The sequence below is a fragment of the Xanthomonas albilineans genome (genome assembly GCF_009931595.1).
In the GTDB taxonomy this organism is placed as follows: domain Bacteria; phylum Pseudomonadota; class Gammaproteobacteria; order Xanthomonadales; family Xanthomonadaceae; genus Xanthomonas_A; species Xanthomonas_A albilineans.
The window spans coordinates 2,262,996-2,281,538 of record NZ_CP046570.1; the positions used below are offsets into that span (position 1 = coordinate 2,262,996).

General features: G+C 64.0%; 13 protein-coding genes. 5 read left to right on the forward strand and 8 right to left on the reverse strand.

Annotation, left to right across the window (positions count from 1 at the left end; genetic code table 11):
• Position 1: 1 nt before the first annotated feature.
• The 5 genes from XaFJ1_RS09455 to XaFJ1_RS09475 are packed head-to-tail and all read right to left on the reverse strand — an operon-like array spanning position 2 to position 4,544.
• The gene (locus tag XaFJ1_RS09455; RefSeq protein ID WP_012916448.1) at positions 2-907 is read right to left on the reverse strand and encodes a dihydrodipicolinate synthase family protein; all 906 of its coding nucleotides are present in this window, start codon (positions 905-907) and stop codon (positions 2-4) included.
• Positions 904-2,268, reverse strand: a complete 1,365-nt coding sequence (locus XaFJ1_RS09460) for an NAD(P)/FAD-dependent oxidoreductase (protein ID WP_012916449.1) — start codon at positions 2,266-2,268, stop codon at positions 904-906. The genes XaFJ1_RS09455 and XaFJ1_RS09460 overlap by 4 nt, the downstream gene beginning before the upstream one ends.
• Positions 2,261-2,509, reverse strand: a complete 249-nt coding sequence (locus XaFJ1_RS09465; RefSeq protein WP_012916450.1) for a (2Fe-2S)-binding protein — start codon at positions 2,507-2,509, stop codon at positions 2,261-2,263. Before XaFJ1_RS09465 ends, XaFJ1_RS09460 begins: the two co-directional genes overlap by 8 nt.
• Positions 2,506-3,606, reverse strand: a complete 1,101-nt coding sequence (locus tag XaFJ1_RS09470) for an NAD(P)/FAD-dependent oxidoreductase (RefSeq protein WP_012916451.1) — start codon at positions 3,604-3,606, stop codon at positions 2,506-2,508. Before XaFJ1_RS09470 ends, XaFJ1_RS09465 begins: the two co-directional genes overlap by 4 nt.
• On the reverse strand, positions 3,603-4,544 hold the full coding sequence (locus XaFJ1_RS09475) for a 4-hydroxyproline epimerase (protein WP_012916452.1): 942 nt from the start codon (positions 4,542-4,544) through the stop codon (positions 3,603-3,605). Before XaFJ1_RS09475 ends, XaFJ1_RS09470 begins: the two co-directional genes overlap by 4 nt.
• A gap of 172 nt (positions 4,545-4,716) precedes the next feature.
• Between XaFJ1_RS09475 and XaFJ1_RS09480 the strand changes: the two genes are divergently transcribed.
• A complete protein-coding gene (locus tag XaFJ1_RS09480; protein WP_012916453.1) occupies positions 4,717-5,424 on the forward strand; it encodes an AraC family transcriptional regulator in 708 nt (235 codons plus the stop codon).
• Between the two features lie 78 nt (positions 5,425-5,502).
• Here the strand turns inward: XaFJ1_RS09480 and XaFJ1_RS09485 are convergent, their stop codons facing one another.
• The 3 genes from XaFJ1_RS09485 to XaFJ1_RS15900 all read right to left on the reverse strand — a co-directional run bounded on the left by XaFJ1_RS09485 (position 5,503) and on the right by XaFJ1_RS15900 (position 9,960).
• A complete protein-coding gene (locus XaFJ1_RS09485; protein ID WP_012916454.1) occupies positions 5,503-6,192 on the reverse strand; it encodes an HAD family hydrolase in 690 nt (229 codons plus the stop codon).
• Between the two features lie 100 nt (positions 6,193-6,292).
• On the reverse strand, positions 6,293-9,106 hold the full coding sequence (locus XaFJ1_RS16185) for an XVIPCD domain-containing protein (RefSeq protein WP_012916455.1): 2,814 nt from the start codon (positions 9,104-9,106) through the stop codon (positions 6,293-6,295).
• Positions 9,103-9,960, reverse strand: a complete 858-nt coding sequence (locus tag XaFJ1_RS15900) for a hypothetical protein (RefSeq protein ID WP_012916456.1) — start codon at positions 9,958-9,960, stop codon at positions 9,103-9,105. Before XaFJ1_RS15900 ends, XaFJ1_RS16185 begins: the two co-directional genes overlap by 4 nt.
• Positions 9,961-10,184: 224 nt before the next feature.
• Between XaFJ1_RS15900 and aptA the strand changes: the two genes are divergently transcribed.
• From aptA to XaFJ1_RS09515, 4 genes are all read left to right on the forward strand, one after another.
• The gene (gene aptA / locus XaFJ1_RS09500; RefSeq protein ID WP_161525172.1) at positions 10,185-11,564 is read left to right on the forward strand and encodes an omega-aminotransferase AptA; all 1,380 of its coding nucleotides are present in this window, start codon (positions 10,185-10,187) and stop codon (positions 11,562-11,564) included.
• A gap of 60 nt (positions 11,565-11,624) precedes the next feature.
• Positions 11,625-12,737, forward strand: coding sequence for an alanine dehydrogenase (gene ald / locus XaFJ1_RS09505; RefSeq protein WP_012916458.1), 1,113 nt, complete (start codon positions 11,625-11,627; stop codon positions 12,735-12,737).
• 174 nt (positions 12,738-12,911) lie between these two features.
• Complete coding sequence (locus tag XaFJ1_RS09510) at positions 12,912-14,213, forward strand: DUF445 domain-containing protein (RefSeq protein ID WP_230596774.1); 1,302 nt, start codon at positions 12,912-12,914, stop codon at positions 14,211-14,213.
• 177 nt (positions 14,214-14,390) lie between these two features.
• Positions 14,391-18,503: a CHASE domain-containing hybrid sensor histidine kinase/response regulator gene (locus XaFJ1_RS09515; RefSeq protein ID WP_012916460.1), complete on the forward strand. Its 4,113-nt coding sequence runs from the start codon at positions 14,391-14,393 to the stop codon at positions 18,501-18,503.
• Positions 18,504-18,543: the final 40 nt, after the last annotated feature.

Below are 18,543 nucleotides of genomic sequence, written 5' to 3' on the forward strand. Positions count from 1 at the left end.
CTCAGTGTCCTGGGTGGGTGGCAATGGCGTGATCGATCACCTTCAGCGCCGCTTCGCGCTCGACGCCTTCCAGGATCAGGCGCGGCGCACGCACGCGTTCGCTGCCGAGACCGACCTTCTGTTGCACCAGCTTGATCAACTGCACGAACTTGGGCACGGTATCCAGGCGCAGCAACGGCAGGAACCAATCGTACAGCGCCTTGGCCGCCGGATAGCCACCGTCGCGGGCCAGTTCGAACAGCTTCACCGACTCCTTCGGATAGGCGTTGACCAGACCGGCGATCCAACCCTTGGCGCCCATGCTCAGGCCCTCGACGATGGCATCGTCCATTCCCACCAGCAGGACCAGACGGTCGCCGAGCAATTCGCCCAACGCGGCGAAACGACGCACATCGCCGGAGGACTCCTTCACCGCTTCCAGGTGCGGGAACTCGGCGGCCAGCTCGGCGATCTGCGCCGCACTGAAATCGGTCTTGTAGGCCACCGGATTGTTGTACAGGATCACCGGCAGATCGGTCGCGGCGATCACCGCACGCACATGCGCGCCCATTTCACGCCAGTCGGTGGAGTACACGTACGGCGGCAGCACCATGGCACCACCGCAGCCGAGCTGCTTGGCCGCCTGAACCAGACGCACGGCTTCATCGGTGGACAGCGCGGCGATGCCCGGCACCACCGGAATGCGACCCGCCACCGCCTGCACCAGGGTCTTCAGGATCGCCAGCTTGTCGTCGAAGCTCAGCGTAGCCGCTTCGCCGAGCGACCCCAACGGCACAATCGCGGTGCAACCGGCGTCGATCATCATCTGCGCATGTTTGGTCAGGAACGCATGGTCGATGCTGCCGTCGGCGTTGAACGGGGTGGTGATGGCCGGCAACACGCCGTGCCAGAAGGAAGCCTTGCTCATGGAATTACACCTTGTGGAGAATTGCGAAAGGATGCCGCGTGCGAGCACGCGACGGAAACGGGGTCGGACACTGGCACAGGATGAGCCAGCGCGTCCAATCGCACCGGAAACAGTGGCGGCCGACGACCGTCATCGGAAAAATCGTCGCTGCGCGGCGTCAACCCCAGCTCGGTCAGCGCACTGCCGCAGATACGTCCCTGACAGGCGCCCATGCCGCAACGCGAGACCAGCTTGGCGTCGCGCAGATCGGCATGGCCGCACAGCGCCGACAGCGGCACATCCTCGCAACGGCACACCAGGGTATCCGGCGCGGCCAAAGCGTGGATGCGCGGATCCAACGCGAACTGTCGCTGCAACAACGCGGCGAACGCGCGCGCGCGCATCCGGCGCGGCTGCAACGCCTGCGCCGCGGCCGGCTGACCCGCTGCCATGTGCCCGGCGATCGCACCTTCCACACGTGCGCAGTCGCGCCCGCCGATGCCCAGTGCTTCGCCTGCGGCGAAGACGCCATCGACCGTGGTGGAAAGTTGCGCATCCACCGCCACACACGGATGCGCGCCGCTGCGCGCCAGACGGCAGCCGAGCAGTTGCGCCAATTCGACGTTCGGCACCAGACCATAGCCCACAGCCAGATGATCGCAATCGACCTGGCGACGACCACGCGGGCCTTCAATCTCCACCGACTGCACGCGGCCCTGGCCATGCGCAGCTACCACCACGCTACCTGCGTGGTAACCGACCCCGGCCAACTGCGCGCGCAGCGCCAGCGCCTGCAATGCCTTGTCCGGCCAGCGCAGCGGCAATTGCACGGCAAAGCCGGCCAGCGCGCGCAGCGGCGCCTGCTCGACGATGCCCTGCAACTGCGCGCCATGGCGGCGCAGCGTCGCCGCCGAGGCCAGCAACAGCGGCCCGCTGCCGGCCACCACGACGCGACGCCCCGCCATCGGCCAGCCCTGCTTGGCCAGTGCCTGCGCGCCGCCCGCGCCGGTGACTCCGGGCAAGGTCCAACCGGGGAACGGCAGCAACAATTCGCGTGCGCCGGTAGCCAGCACCAGCGCGTCGTACCCCAACCAGCGTGCCCCCTCCGGACCGTCGAGGAGCACCTGCCGGTCCTGAGTCATCACCAACTGCGTCTGCGGCAGGAACGCGACCGCACTGGCCGCCAACTGCGCCAGCGTGCGCACAGCCAGACGCGGCGGCGCGTGGGTGACGTCGTGGCGCCAGATTTGTCCACCGGCCCGCGCCTGCAGATCGACCAACGCTACGCGTGACCCATGGCTGGCCGCTGCCAGCGCCGCCGCCAAGCCGGCCGGGCCAGCGCCAACAACCAACACATCGTAGCGCGCGTGCACCTCAGCCATCTGTCCACACCTGCATACCATCGCGCGCCGGAGTGACGCAGGCGCGCACTTGACTGACGCAGTCGATACGCACCCGGCATTCGCCGCATATTCCCATTCCGCACAGCGGTGCGCGCGGCTGGCCGCTGCGCGAACGACGGAAATGCGTGGTCACCTGCGCCACCGCAGCGGCCACGCTGCTGCCATCGGCAATGTTCACCGGCTGACCATCGACCTGCAGGCGCAGCATCGACGCGCTCATGCCAGCGCCCGCGCCGGCGCGAACGGCGTCGGGTCCAGGGCCGGACGCCGCTGCAGCAACAGGTCCAGTAACAGCCGGGCACTACCCAGCGCGGTGGTCACACCCAGGCCCTCATGTCCCGCCGCGACCCACACGTCGCGACGTTGCGGCACGGCGCCCAAGTACGGGCGGCCATCCGGCGTGGCCGGACGCAATCCGGTCCACACGCGGATCGCCTGCAATTGCCGCAACCCCGGCAAGAACCCGAACGCACGCTCCAACATGCGCTGCAACATCGGCATCGACACGGTGCGGTCGCGCGCATCGAATTCGCGCGAGGAACCGATCAACAATTGCCCGGTCGGGCGCGGCTGCACGTTAAACGCCACGCTGCTGCCGTCGCTGCCGTGGGCACTATCGGCATAGCCCAATTCCAGTAACTGGTGCGCAACGAAACCCGGATAGCGGTCGGTGATGACCAATTGCCCCTTGCGCGCGCGCATCGGCAACTCCGGCAACAGATCCGGCAGTGCACAGCCGGTGGCGACCAAGACCGGGCCGTGCAGCGCGGTGCCGTCGTCCAGGCGCAACCCGACATCGACCAATGCCAGCGCGCGACGTCCGGCATAGAGCCGCGCACCTGCGCCGCAGGCACGATCCACCAAATAACGCGCCATGCGCGGCGGATACACCACGGCTTCGGCAGCCACGCGCATGCCGCCCGCCAGGCCCGGCACCAGCGCCGGCTCCAATTGGTACAACTGCTGCGCATCGACCGCCTCGGCGTGTACGCCGGCTGCGGCCAGACGCTGGATCTTGGCCGGAATCGCATCGAGTTCGCGCGCCTCGCGCGCCACCCACAGCGTGCCGCAACGGCTGAATTCGGCCTCCGGCAACGGCGCGAACTCCTCCCATAACCGCAACGAATACGCCGACAGCGCCAACTCCGCCGGATCCTCGTCCATCGCCACCAGATGACCCATCGCCGCAGCGGTGGAACCGCCACCGATGCTGCCCGACTCGACGATCGCCACACGCAATCCAGCGGCCGCCGCCGCGTCGGCGCAGGCCGCACCAACAATACCGGCACCAACAACGATCAGGTCGAAACCGCTCATCCGGCGTCGATACCCCAAGCGAATGGGTCCTGCGGATCGATCAACAGCTGCGCCCGCGAGGTGATGTAAGCCTGTCCGGTGATGCGTGGCAGCACGCCGCGCTCGCCAGCCGTGTAACTGCCTTCGAACACGCTGCCCAGAATGCCCTGCTGGCGCCAAACCTGGCCCGGTGCCAACTTGCCGTCCGCCGCCAGGCACGCCAGCTTGGCGCTGGTGCCGGTGCCGCACGGCGAGCGGTCATAGGCCAGGCCGGGGCACAACACGAAATTGCGCGCATCGGCGCTGGTATCCGGCGCTGGCCCGTTGATTTCGATGTGGTCGATCTCGCCCTGCTCGGCGCCACGGATGCCCGACGCGTCCAGCGCCAACCGGATCGCTTCGGTGTAAGCGGTCAGCGCACGCTGGTTGCGCAGTTCCAGCGCACACGGCGTCTGCCCGGTGATGAAGAACCAATTGCCGCCCCAGGCGACATCGCCGCGCACGGCACCATATCCCGGCACCTGCACCTGGATACCAGCGGCATATCGGTAGCTCTCCACGTTGTCCACCGAAACCCGACCATCGTCGTGTAAGGCCACGCCCACCGTCCCCACCGGGGTTTCGATGCGATGCGCGCCCGGCGCCAACCGGCCCAGGTCGACCAAGGTACGGACCAAGCCGATGGTGCCGTGGCCGCACATGCCGAGATAGCCAACGTTGTTGAAGAAGATCACCGCCGCGCAGGCGGCGGGATCCAGCGGCGGCAGCAGCAGCGCGCCGACCATCGTGTCCGAACCACGCGGCTCGCAGGCAATGGCACTGCGCCAGCGGTCGAAACGGTCGCGGAACACGCCACGCCGCTGCGCCAACGTGCCAGTGCCTAGATCGGGAAAGCCGGCGACGACGACACGGGTCGGTTCGCCGCCACTGTGCGAGTCGATGACATCGAGCGTATGCATGCATTCATGCTCACATTCGGGGCCAGAATCGGCTAGCAGCGTTTGCCTATGGTCAATGCGGAAATTCGCACAACACAAACGCGCTCGTCATCCCAATTTAGGCTAGCATCGTGACCCCGAGGCCATGCTGCGGCATGTCCGCGCAATCGCTCACAACCGCTGGTGATGCCCCATGGAGACTTCGATTTCAGCATTGGAAATGCAGACACTGTTCGACGCGTTGCCGGACGTGGTGTTCTTCGTCAAGGACCGCAACGGCCGCTACACCCACGTCAACCTGACCCTGGTGCGGCGACTGGGTAAGAAGTCCCGCAGCGACCTGATCGGCAAATCCGCCGCGGAACTGTTCCCACTGCCGCTGGGCGGCAGTTACCTGATGCAGGACCGACGCGTACTGTGCGGGGAGATGATCGAGAACCAGTTGGAAGTGCATCTGTTCCCAAACCGCACCCCTGGCTGGTGCCTGACCTTCAAACGCCCGCTGTGCGAGAACGAAGACGTGGTCGGCGTGGTCGGTATCTCCCGCGACCTGGGCCAACCGGACAGCCGGCACTCTGCCTACGAACGCATCAGCCGCGCGATGGAACACATGCAGGCGCACTACGGCGACAACCTGCGCGTACAGACCCTCGCCGACAGGGCAGAACTGTCGGTGGCGCAACTGGAGCGGCACTTCCGTCGCGTATTCCAACTGACCCCGCAACAACTGCTGACCAAGATGCGCATCGAAGCGGCGATGCGTCTGTTGCACGGCGACAGCAGCATCGCCAGCATCGGCCAGTTGTGCGGCTTCGCCGATCAGAGCGCCTTCGCCCGCCAGTTCAAGGCCACCGTCGGCATGACCCCACGCGACTACCGCGCGATGAAAGGCAAACTGTAGGGGCATTGACGCATCGGAGTGGCACGGTCGCGGTCACCCTCCATCGCCATCACGCCACGCGTTGTAATCCAATCGTGGTCAGACTGCAGCAACCCGCAACAAATCGGCATAGATCCGTGGCAACTGTCGCATGTGTTCCATCACCGCCGCGACACCGAGCTGACGCAGTGTCGCCGCATGACCGGCGGGAATGTGCCCAGCGCCGGTGAAGCCGATCACCGTCATCCCGGCCGCCAGCGCGGCCGTGGCGCCGGTGACGCTATCCTCGATCACCAGACAACGCGCCGGAGCCACGCCCAAGGTGTGTGCGGCCAGCAGGTATAGGTCCGGCGCAGGCTTGGGCAGCGCCACCATGTCGGCACTGAAAAGATGGCCGCCCACCCGCTCGCTCAGCCCGGCGCGCGCCACCGACGCGACCACACTCGCGCGCTGGCTGTTGGAAGCCACCGCCAACGGCAGCGGGAATGCCGACAAAGCCGCGCGCACGCCCTCGATGGGCTGCACCTGTGCGGCGATCAGCGCTTCGGAACGCTGACGAATCTCGATATATAGCCCCGCCGGCAGGTCGAGCGCGAAATGCTGCTGCACGCGCTGCACGATTTGCTGCGTCGTCTGGCCGAAGCTGCCGTCGAGAAAGCGCTCCAACTCGGCGCGAGGGACATACGTGCTCAGCGTGTCGAACATCACCCGGTCAGCCAGCACCTCGCTGTCGACGAGTACGCCATCGCAGTCGCTGATCAACAAATCAAACGGGGTTGCGTCCGTCATCAGCGGACTCCTTCGTAAAACCCCAATTATGCCGTGTAGCGTGTGTACGCCGGCATGCCCGAGAACCAAGGCTGCGCTGGGGAGGTGCTTCGATTACCACCTACAGCTTCATGACCAGCCCCTGCCCTTGCATCTGCGCCGCGCGCTGGGCCTGCATCGCCTGCTCGGCGAGGTTCTGCTGCTCCACCGTCTGCAATTGCTGGCTGGCCTGGGCCACGTCCGGCGCTTGCGTCAGTTGCAGCGCATCGACTCTTGCCCATATCTGTCCGTGGGATTTCGCCGCGTAATTCGGCGTCTGAGTCGTATGACCTTGCGGCAGGCCCAGGTAGATCTTGTCAACTTCGGTATGGCCAAACTTGCGCGTCTCCACGACGACTTGTGCCGCATGGCGGTCCAACTGCTCCGCATCCGGCACGGGACGACCCCAGCGTTCATGCGCATCGGCGATGGCATCGCGCGCCTGTTCGAACAGCGCATGACTCGGATGCGCAGGATGGCGCATATCCTCGGCGGTGATCGCCACAGGGGCGATGGCGCGGCTTGGCGGCGCCGGTGCATGGGTCGCTTCCCGTGCACGCCAGGTGGCGGCATGCTGCTCGGGCGATTGCGCCAACGCATGCTCGGGATCGATCCGCAGCACTTTGTTCTTCTCGTACACCGAGAACGGATTTTCGTAGGCCAGCAATTGGCCTTCGTGTTGCTTGAAGCCTTTGATGCTGTGTTCGAAATTCTTATCGATGCCCAGGGTATTGGTGAACGCGGCAGCCAGTCGTTCCTGCTGCTCCGGGCCGTAGGGTAATTTGTCGCCATTCCTGGGTACGGCGTGGGACTGCGCGAGGGCGTCCTTGAACAGGGTATAGCGTGCGTGGAGCGGGTGGTCCGGGTGACGGAAGTCTTGGAGATGCTCATCCGAACGCGGTGGGCGCGTCGGCGGGGTGTACAACATCGTCTCGCCAGCTTGGCGCTGTTCGTGTTGATGCGACCGGGGATCTTGGCTGTGGCGCTGTTCGTGTTCGCGTTGCTGCGCATCCATGGCTTGGCGGTGCAACTGCACGTGTTGCTGCGCGAGGCGGTGTTGTTGCTCGCGCGCTGCCTGCGCTTGCTGTTCCTGCTGCTGCAGTTGCGCGATCCGCGCCTGTTCCTGCATGTCCACGCCGGCCGGTTTTTCATGGGCCGGGTTGCTGTGAGCCGGTGGCTGTTGTGTCTGCCGGTGTGCTTGCGCCAGTTGCACTGCCTGCTGCTGCGCCTGCCGTATGTGTTCCTGGCGCTGCTGGAAGGCGTGGTCTTCCTGCTGGCCCGTGTGCCTGTCCATGGCCGGCGGCGGCATGGACGCGGCAGCGGATGATGATGAAGAGGAGGAAGACGTATCCGGGTTCGTCGATGTGGGAGGGATGGACGCGGCTGGTACGCTCTGCTGGAACCACTGTCCCGGATGCGTCAGCGTGTCGTAGGCTTGCCCGGCTGCGTGCTCGACCACCTCGATGCCGGGCGAGACGATGTTTTTGATCCCGTCGTATGCTTGCCCAGCGGCCTGTCCGGCGGATGAATGTGCGGCGGACTGCGCGCCATGATAGAGATCGACCGCCTGATTCACGACGTTGGTCCCTGCCGCCTGGACGTCAGGATCATGGATGGCCCGCTGTGCCGCTTCGGCAACATGGTGCGCCCCCTGTTCGACGGCGTTTTTCGCCCACTCGAATTGATCGCCGACATAGCGGCCCGCAGCATCTGCAACTCGCCCGTGCAGATGCGCTGCTTCGCCCGCCGCCAAGCCGACCAGCGACGCCGTGGGGTTCAATGGGAAAGCCGCGACGCCCGCCCGATGCGCCGCCGAGGCCATGCGCTCGTCCACGTCGTGTACAGCATGGCCAACCGAGCGCGCGGCATCGCCGGCATCGTGCAAACTGTGTGCTGTACTCTGCACGTGCGCGTTATGTTCGATGGCCTCGCGCAGCGGCGTGTCCAAGTTCAACGCCAGGTATTCGTTCACTTGCCGCTGGATATCCGCTGGCAGATGGGTTTGGTCAGGGTGCGCGCGCATCTGGCGTAGCGCCTGGGACAGTTCGGCACGTTCGTGCGACACATCCCAGGTGAAATGCTCGAAGGCACTCTGATGGTCCGCGTAACGCTGCGACGCTTCGCTGAAATGATGCGGGGCCAGGACGTTGTCCGGACTTTGGCTGCCGAAGTGCTGGGCACCGCCGTGGTCGCCAAATCGCATCGCCAGCAGGACATTCGGGGGCGGCGCACCGACGGGCGCATCCAGATACCGGCCAGCGCGCAGGCTCTGCACATCGTCATGACTGGCCAACGGCACCATGCTGCCGACGTGAGGACTGGCCGCGCTCACCACATCGCCGGCCATGCGGTAATTGGTGACGTGACAGCCGGGCTGCGGGGTGCCATCGGTCAGCCCCCTCGCGCCATAGGCGTTGTAGGTGGAGCCGGCCAGGCCGTATTTGGCCGCCTCAATCTGCGCCAGTGCGCCGCCGAGGGAGTGGCCGGCGACGGTCACATGGTCTTTGGGGATGCCTCGTGCAGCGGCCTTGGCGAGCATCTGCGCCGTGAACGCATCGGCAGCAGCTTTTTGCGGATTGACGGCATCGCGCACCATCGTGGCATCGACGGCGATGTCCTGGAGTGTGGTGAGCGCATGTTGCGCTTTTTCAGCCTTAGTCTCACCGGTAAATAAATCCGTGTCGGTGTCACGGTAGGCGATGATGATGTTATACGGCTGCGCGAGACTTTTATAAGCGGTAGCGTGAAAGCCTGTAATCGGGTCGTTCGCGCAGCCAAAGACTTGGTACGGCTTGCCGTCTAGACGCACTTGTCTTTGCTGTTTATTTTCGCCATGTAGACGATTGAAATAAGAATCAATGGCCGCATCGGCACCCGCTTGATCAGTAGATTTCATGGCTTGGCTTCCTTGACAGCGATGGTGACGGAAAAATAAGCATCCGGGTGTTTAATAACTTCATCGTCAGCAGGATCTAGGTCTGGCGCACCAGATGAAACTAAAGACATGTCACCGTAAGCACTTTTCTTGAAATAGCGAGTCTCCGCGCTGCCACTGAGGAGTTCGTCCAACATGCCACCCCAGCCAAATCTTATGCTTTGCGAGACAGCATTGGCACTTATGCTAGTCGCATCCCAGTGGCACACGCCAAGCTTGAAATAATCCTCGTCCAGCAAGGCGTCGCGATAAAAATACCCCTTCCACGTGTGATCGTCCACCTGTGTCATGGGAACATCGAGACCAGTATTAGGCGTCTGTCGTACACCAACGAACGGCATCATCGGCACGCATTTCTCATTGATGACGTCATACCCGATATACGCCTTGATCGTATCCCATGGCCCCGGCGCATGGGAGGTGGCGATGACTTCGTAGCGTTTGACCGGGTGCGGGTTGAGGTGGCCGGTGGCGCCGTCATTGCCGACATCGATGCCTTTGGAGCAGCCCGCAGCGGTCAGGGCCAGCGGCATGATGGCGGTGGCGGCCATGTGGTGCAGTTTCATCGGGTCGTCCTCGGGGGGATGGGTCGCGGATACGGCGGCAGGCAGGTACGGTGGCCGCGCAGGTTTACGCTTGGGCTCCACCGGCAATCCGCCGGGTGGCAGCGGCCCCAGCTCGGCGCGCACCCGCGCATTGATGATCGCCATATCGCGCAGCAGCTGCAGATCGTGCAGCGGATCGCGCACCTTGAGTTTGCGCGGGCGATAGGGATTGTCGCTGTGATCGTCTTGATCGTCGGTGTCCTGGCTCATCGCGCGTGACCTCTCCTTTTGATTTTGACCAAGCCTCCCCACTGCACTTGCGATCTTACGCCACAGGGCCGATGCCGCAACTGACGAACTGCCCATGATGTGTATATGAGGATTCCGGGCACTGTTCCCGCACGTCCAGAGGCGACGCAGCAGTTTCATTAGCCGTTCTAATTGGTGCGCTCCTACGGTACCGGCATGAGGTAAAGTTTTTCAACGTCCTTCGCATGGAGCCTGCGATGCATCCTCAGTCCACTCTCCCGCCTCAAGCACTGTCCGACCACGACGCCACACAAATGCCTCTGAATTTAGAAGCGTTCTGGATGCCATTCACCGCCAATCGCCAGTTCAAGGCACGACCGCGGCTGCTGGCCGCGGCAGAAGGCATGTATTACCGCAGCGTGGACGGACGCCAGATCCTCGATGGCACCGCCGGGCTTTGGTGTTGCAACGCCGGTCATGCGCGGCCACGCATCGTCGAGGCGGTGGCCCGGCAGATCGCCACGCTGGATTTCGCGCCGACCTTCCAGATGGGCTCGCCACTGCCGTTCGTGCTTGCAGAACGACTGGTGGCATTGGCTCCGCCTGGACTCAATCATGTGTTCTACACCAACTCTGGCTCCGAATCTGTGGATACGGCGTTGAAGATCGCACTGGCATATCACCGCGCCCGTGGCGAGGGACAGCGTACGCGCTTGCTCGGTCGCGAAAAGGGCTATCACGGGGTCGGCTTCGGTGGTATCTCGGTCGGCGGGTTGCCGAACAATCGCAAAGGGTTCGGCCCGCTGCTGCCCGGCGTGGACCATCTGCGACATACGCTCGACATCGGCCGCAACGCATTCGCGCGCGGTCTGCCGACGCACGGCGCCGAATTGGCCGACGACCTGGAACGCCTAGTCACGCTACACGATGCCTCCACCATCGCCGCGCTCATCATCGAACCGATTTCCGGCTCGGCCGGAGTGGTGCTACCACCGCAGGGTTACCTGCAACGCATCCGCGAGTTGTGCGACAAACATGGCATCGTGTTGATCTTCGACGAGGTCATCACAGGTTATGGCCGCATCGGCAACGCGTTCGCCGCGCAACGCTTCGGCGTGGTACCGGACATGATCACCACCGCCAAAGGCCTGACCAACGGGTGCGTGCCGATGGGCGCCGTGTTCGTGTCGGATGCGATCCACGACGCCTTCACGCACGGCCCGGCAGCGGCCATCGATCTGTTTCACGGCTACACCTACTCCGGCCATCCGTTGGCCTGCGCTGCCGCATTGGCGACACTGGAGACATATGCAGAAGAAAACCTGTTCGACAAAGCGATCGAACTGGGTGCCGCCTGGGAACAGGCGATCCACGCACTGCGCGGCCTGCCGCATGTGATCGACATCCGCAACTTCGGCCTGATCGGTGCGATCGAACTGGCCCCGCGCGAGGGCGCGCCCGGTGCGCGTGCCTACGACATCTTCGAACGCTGCTTCCACGAGGGCGACTTGCTGATCCGCGTCAACGGCGACACCATCGCGCTGTCGCCGCCGCTGATCGTCGAGCGCGCGCACATCGAACGCATGTTTTCGGTACTGGCGGAGATGATCCGCAACACGTTCTGACTGTCCACCCAACCATCCACCCGCGCTCCCCACACGCTGCGTCCAACTGGAGAACCGCTCATGCTGGTCGGCGTCCCGAAAGAGATCAAGAACCACGAGTACCGGATCGGCTTGACCCCATCCGGAGTCCGCGAGTTGGTGCTGTACGGACACCACGTCCTGGTGCAGCGTGGCGGCGGCCAGAGCATCGGCCTGACCGATGCCGAGTACGAGCGCGCCGGCGCGCACCTTGCCGAGGACGCAGCTAGCGTGTTCGCCCAAGCCGACTTGATCGTCAAGGTCAAGGAACCGCAACCAGAAGAATGCGCGCTACTGCGCCCTGGGCAACTGCTGTTCACCTATCTGCACTTGGCGCCGGATCCGCGACAGGCCGACGCGCTACTGCACTCCGGCTGCACCGCGATCGCCTACGAGACCGTCACCGATGGTCACGGCGGTTTACCGCTGCTGGCACCGATGAGCGAGGTCGCCGGGCGCATGGCGATCCAGGCCGGCGCGCACGCGCTGGAAAAAGCCCAGGGCGGCTCCGGGGTGCTGCTGGGCGGCGTGCCCGGGGTCAAGCCAGCGCAGGTGCTGGTGATCGGCGGCGGCGTGGTCGGAATCAACGCCGCACGCATGGCGATGGGCCTGCACGCGCGAGTGACGGTGCTGGACCGTTCACTGGAACGGCTCAAATACCTGGACGAACTCTACGGTCAGCAACTGAACACGCTGTACTCCACCCACGACGCTATCGAACACTGCCTGCCGCATGCCGATCTGGTGATCGGCGCGGTGCTCATCCCCGGCGCTGCCGCGCCCAAACTGGTCTCGCGCGCGCAACTGGCGCTGCTGCGGCCAGGCTCGGTGCTGGTGGATGTGGCGATCGACCAGGGCGGCTGCTTCGAGACCAGCTATGCAACCACCCATGAGCAACCGACATACAAGGTCGATGGCATCGTCCACTATTGCGTGGCCAACATGCCAGGCGCCGTCGCCCGCACCTCCACCTTCGCGCTGACCAACGCCACGCTGCCGTTCGTGCTGCTGCTCGCCGAACACGGCGTGCAGGCCTTGCGCGAGGATCAGGACCTGCGCAACGGCCTCAACGTGCACGCTGGCAAGCTCACCCACCGCGCGGTGGCGCAGGCACTGGGCCTGGAGTTCGTGCGTCCGCTGGACGCACTGGGCTGACGCTGCATCTGTCTACTGTTCCCTGTCGCAAAGACGGCATATGCACACGCGCCCCCATTGCATCGAAGGCCACACGAGCGAAGAGCATCGCGAGTCCACAAATCGACTCCACCGCCTGGTAATGGGTGCTGCAATGAAGCCAGCTTGACCCTACGCTGCGTACACTGACCCGGCATGAGCGTCTCTTCCGATCTCCCATCGCCTCCCGATCCACGCCATACGCAGTTGCGGCGTATGAAACGACTGGCCACATTGCTGTTACTGGCAATGCTATGCGGTTTCCTGCTCAGCCACGCCATGGGTATGCACGGCGCCTGGGCCTGGATCGGCGCGTTCTTCGAAGCCGCCACGGTCGGCGCGCTGGCCGACTGGTTCGCGGTGGTGGCGCTATTTCGACATCCATTGGGTCTGCCGATTCCGCACACCGCCATCATCCCGCACGGCAAGACGCGCATTGCCGACAGCCTTGCGGTGTTCGTCCGCGATCACTTCCTGGAGCCGGACGCACTGCTCGCCAAACTCACCGTATTCGATCCTGCGGCGCGACTAGGCCATTGGCTGGCCGAGCCGGAGCAGGCGGGCAAACTGGCCGAGCTGGCCCGCGGCTGGGCGTTACAGGCGCTGAACCTACTCGACGAAGCCGCAGTGCGGCGCCGCATCCACAACTTCGTGGTGGCACGCCTGCACGAATGGGATGCCGCCGCCACTGTCGGCGAGATTCTCGGCCTGCTCACCGCCGACGGCCGCCATCAGAGACTACTAGACGAAGCATTGACCCGACTCGGCGACCACCTGAACGATGCCGAGGTCAAACAACGCGTGTCGACGATGATCGTCAAATACGCACGACGCGAATGGCCCAAGCTGGTCGGCACGGTCGCATGGGTGAAGCCGGTGGAGGGCATCGCCGATACCCTGGCCGAGCGCCTGGCGCAGGCGCTGCTGGACGAACTGCAGGAGGTGCTGTCGCAGCCGCAGCATCCGCTACGCCAGGATTACGAGCGCTGGCTAGGAGGCTACGTGCAGCAATTGCGCGCCGATCCGGCCACCGCCGCCAAGGTCCAGGCGCTCAAGCAGCGGCTGATCGAACACCCCGACGTGCAAGACTACGTGCAAGGGCTGTGGAGCCAGATCCATGCCAGCCTGCGCGAGGATCTATCGCGTCACGATGGCGCACTGGCGCAACACTTGCGGAGCGCGCTGGGCACGCTGGGCCAGTCATTGGCTCAGGACAGCGCGCTGCGCGAGGCACTCAACCAGCATCTGCTCGACGGCGCCGAACAACTCACCCAGCGTCTGCGCAACAGCGTCACCGCGCATATCGCGCAAACCGTCAAGGGATGGGACGAGCGCCACCTGGTGGATCAATTGGAGCTGAGCGTCGGCCGCGATCTGCAGTACATCCGCTTCAATGGTACCCTGGTCGGCGGCCTGATCGGCGTGATACTACACGCCACCGTCACACTCCTTACGTAAAGGTCCAGATGTTGCTCCCCGCGCAAGCAACGGGGGCTGGTGCGGTCGCAATGTTCGCGCTAACTTGGACGCACATGTTGTGCGGACCTGTACGGTCAGGATGAATGCCATCGCGCACGGACGACGGGGATGCCGATGCTCACGCCGCACCAGCGTTGACCAGAGGAAAGGGAGTGCATGCCGAATAACCGCTGGACACTCACCGCCGGCCCTACACGATCGGCGCGTTTTGCCGCATTGGCCGTGCTTGGCACGGGCCTAGTTGCCGCGGCTTTGGTCGCGCACAGCGTGCAGAAACATAACCGTCAGCAGGACCAGACCAGGTTCCAGCAACTCACCACCCATGTCACCGAAGAGCTGCGGCAGCACCTGGACGTTTACGAACACGGCCTGCTCGGCATGCGCGGCGCAGTGATCGTCGCCGGTGACGATCGCATTTCGTCCGAGGGTTTCGCGCGCTACAGCGGCTCGCGCGATTACAAACGTGAGTTCCCAGGCGTGCATGGCTTCGGTTATATCCACCGGGTCGCGCGCGCCGACGAAACCGCATTCCTGAGTGAAGCTCACGAGGATGGCATGCCAGCGCTGCAGATCCGCGAATTGGCGCCGCACGATGGCGACCACTTCGTCATCCTGTATAGCCAACCGCCAGGGCAAAACAACTTCGCGCAAGGCTTCGATATCGCGTCCGAACCGGCACAACGTGCCGCTGCGCTGGCCGCCGCTTACTCGGGCAATTCGACCATCACCTCGCCGATCCAACCGTTCGAAACCACGAGCAACGACAACAGCGAATTCCTGCTCCTGTTGCCGATTTACCGCGCAGGCATGCCACTGGAGACCCCGCAACAGCGCTGGCAAGCCACCACGGGCTGGGCCTATGCGCCATTGAACATTGCCGAGATGCTGGCCTCCTCGCCCTATCACGGCAGCGACCTGTACCTGACAGTGGCAGACAGCCAGTCGCCCGACCAGCCGTTCTATCGCGGCGACAGTAGCGGACACGCCAGCCCTGCGGTGGGCGCCACCAACCTGCGCGCAGTGCGCAGTTTGCCCGTGTATGGTCGTCAATGGCGATTAACCATGCAGGCCACGCCGAGCTTCGTGCGCTCGCTCAACCAATCCTCGCCACTGCTCGATGGCGGACTGGTCGCTGGTGTCTCCATGCTGCTGGCCGCGCTGCTGTATCTGTCCCTGACCAACCGCCACCGTCGCGACCTGTTCCTGCGCGAGCAAAGCCAATTGGCCGCACTCGTTGGCAGCACCAGCGAGGCGATCGTTGCAGAAGACCTGCAGGGCCGTGTGACCCATTGGAATCCCGCCGCCACGCGCATCTTCGGTTACACCGCGGCGCAGGCCATCGGCCAGCCGCTGCACACGCTGCTCGGCTCACACCTGCGCGATGCCAGCAACGGCGACACGCAAGTCCGCGAACTGCATCATCGCAATGGCCAAACAGTCAACGTGCTAGCCAGCGTCTCGCCCATCATCGACGTCGACGGCAACACGATCGGCCACTCGCACCTGTTGCACGATGTGACCGAACGGGTGCGCGCCGAAGCGCGCGTATTGGAGCTCAACGCCACACTGGAACAACAGGTCGCGCAGCGCACCAGCGAACTGGTCACCTACTCGGCATTACAGCGCGCGATCCTGGCCCATGCCGGCTATGCAATCATCGCCACCGACCCGGAAGGCACCATCACCCTATTCAATCCGGCCGCCGAAACCCTGCTCGGCTATACGGCGCAGGCGATGATCGGACGTAAAGCTACCGGCTTATTCCTTGATCCGGAGCAACTGGCCGAACGTGCCGAGCGCATGACCATACAGTCCGGAATCAAGGTGCAACCCGCGTTCGAATCCATCGCCGCATTGTCCACGCTGGGCCGCAGCGATACCCGCGAATGGACCTACGTGAACAAAGATGGCCTCGCATTGCCGGTGCTGCTCACCCTGAGCACGTTGCGCGACGACGACGAGCGAGTGATCGGCTATCTGGGCATCGCCGTCGACCTCACCGAGCAAATGCGCCGCGAGCGCGAGCTGCGCCTGGCAATCGACGCGGCAGAGACCGCTAATCAATCCAAGAGCGATTTCCTGGCCAATATGAGTCACGAAATCCGTACGCCGATGAATGCGATTCTGGGCATGCTCTACCTGCTGCAAAACAGCGAGTTGCCGCAAGCAGCCAAGGACATGATCCAGAAGACCGACATCTCCGCGCGCGCATTGCTGGACATCATCAACGACATCCTCGACTTCTCCAAGATCGAATCCGGGCGTATCGACCTGGAATCGGAACCGTTCGACCTGAGCCAGTTGTTGGAAAACATCGCCACTCTGATGACCACGGCGATCAGCGCCAAACCAGTGGAGATGATCGTCGAGCCGTTGCCCAAAGGTTGCCGTTGGCTGCGTGGCGATGCGCTGCGACTCAACCAAGTACTGGTCAATCTGGTCGGCAATGCCATCAAGTTCACCGAACAGGGCGAAGTGACGCTCTCCGTGCGCGCCTTCCCCAGCCCCGAGGTGGGCAAGATCAAATTGATGTTCTCGGTGCGCGATACCGGCATCGGTATTCCTCGGGAAAAACAGAGCCTGATCTTCTCGCCGTTTCTGCAGGCAGACACCTCAACCAGCCGTCGTTACGGCGGCAGCGGCCTGGGCCTGACCATCAGCCGACGCCTGGTGGAATTGATGGGCGGGCAGCTCGAGGTGCAGAGCACTCCCAATCGTGGCAGCGATTTTTATTTCGCCATCACCTTCGCGATGCTGCCAGCGCCGACCGCCGAGCCGGAACTATCCGAACCGCCCAGAGTGCTGATCGCCGACGACCATGAGCTGGCCCGGCGCAACCTAACCACCATTGTCAGCGGCTTCGGCTGGCAGGTGGAGGCCGTCGCCAACGGCACCGACGCGCTCGCAGCCGCAGCCACGCCGGAACACGAGGACTTCGATGTGCTCCTGCTGGACTGGCGCATGCCCGATCTGGACGGATTTAGCGTGGCGCACCGCATACGTGCGCAGACGACCTCGGACCGGCAACCGATCATTGTCATGGTCAGCGCTTACGAACGGCGTCTGCTCGAAGAACGCAACCAGGGGGCAATCGACGTGGACGTGGATGCGCTCATGACCAAACCAGTCACCGCCCCCACCCTCTACAGAACCATTGCCACACTACTGGCGCGCCGCCGCGGCGAAGGCCCCACTCCGCTGCTCTGTGGCGACAGCACCTTACGCCTGGCCGGTGCGCAGCTGCTGGTGGTCGACGACAGCCAGATCAACTGCGAGGTGGCGCAACGCATCCTCGAAGGCGAAGGCGCGATAGTGGAACTGGCCCACGATGGCGAACAAGCGCTGCAGCGGCTGCGGCAAGAGCCAAGCCGCTTCCAAGTGATCCTGATGGACGTACAGATGCCGAACATGGATGGCTACGAAGCCACCCGTCAATTACGGGCAGACCCGCGTCTGGCTGCCCTGCCGGTGATTGCACTGACCGCTGGCGCTTACCGTCAACAACAGGAACTCGCTCTATCAAGCGGCATGAACGGATTCATTGCCAAGCCTTTTCAGGTCGAAAACCTGATTGCGATCATCCGCCAATTCCTCCCCATTACCATGCCCATGACATCTCAACCGCTTGAACCGACGCCAGCGGCTGCAAGTGTCACCTGGCCAGCAGCCGATCCGGCACTGCTCGACATCGCCCAGGCGCAGCAGCTTTGGGGCGAACGCGCGCCCTACCAGCGCTACCTGCTGAAACTGCTGCAGGAACATCCAGATCCAGCGGCAAGCGTGCAAGCATTTCTGGATGATCAGATGTTAGAGCAGGCCATCTTCCACGTGCACACACTGCGCGGATCGGCAGGATCGCTGGCGTTACCAGCCTTGACCGCCGCAAGCGGGGTGCTCGAGGAACGGCTGTACACGGACCCGACACAGGCCGATACCGAAATCGCGGCATTGGCAACGACCATGGCAGCCACTATCGCGGAAGTGCGGCGCTTCGTCGCCGCGATCGACGCCGAGACAGCAGCAGCGGCTGCACCGGCACCGCCGCCTACCGCCAGCGCCGCCTCACCGCCAGCGCCGCCGGAAACCTGGCAGTTGCTGCTGCAGGCACTGGACAGCGACGATCTGGACCGCATCGAGCATGCGACCCAATGCCTAGCCCCCTGGCTGTCAGAGCCCAGAGCCACGGAACTGAATCAACTTTTAGAGAATTTTTCCTTCCGCGAAGCCGAGGCTAAAGTCAGGCAATGGTTGGCCGATGCTAGTTCCTGAGCTGCACTTCAGGTGCGGTCTCGTTGCGCGCCGCCAAGGA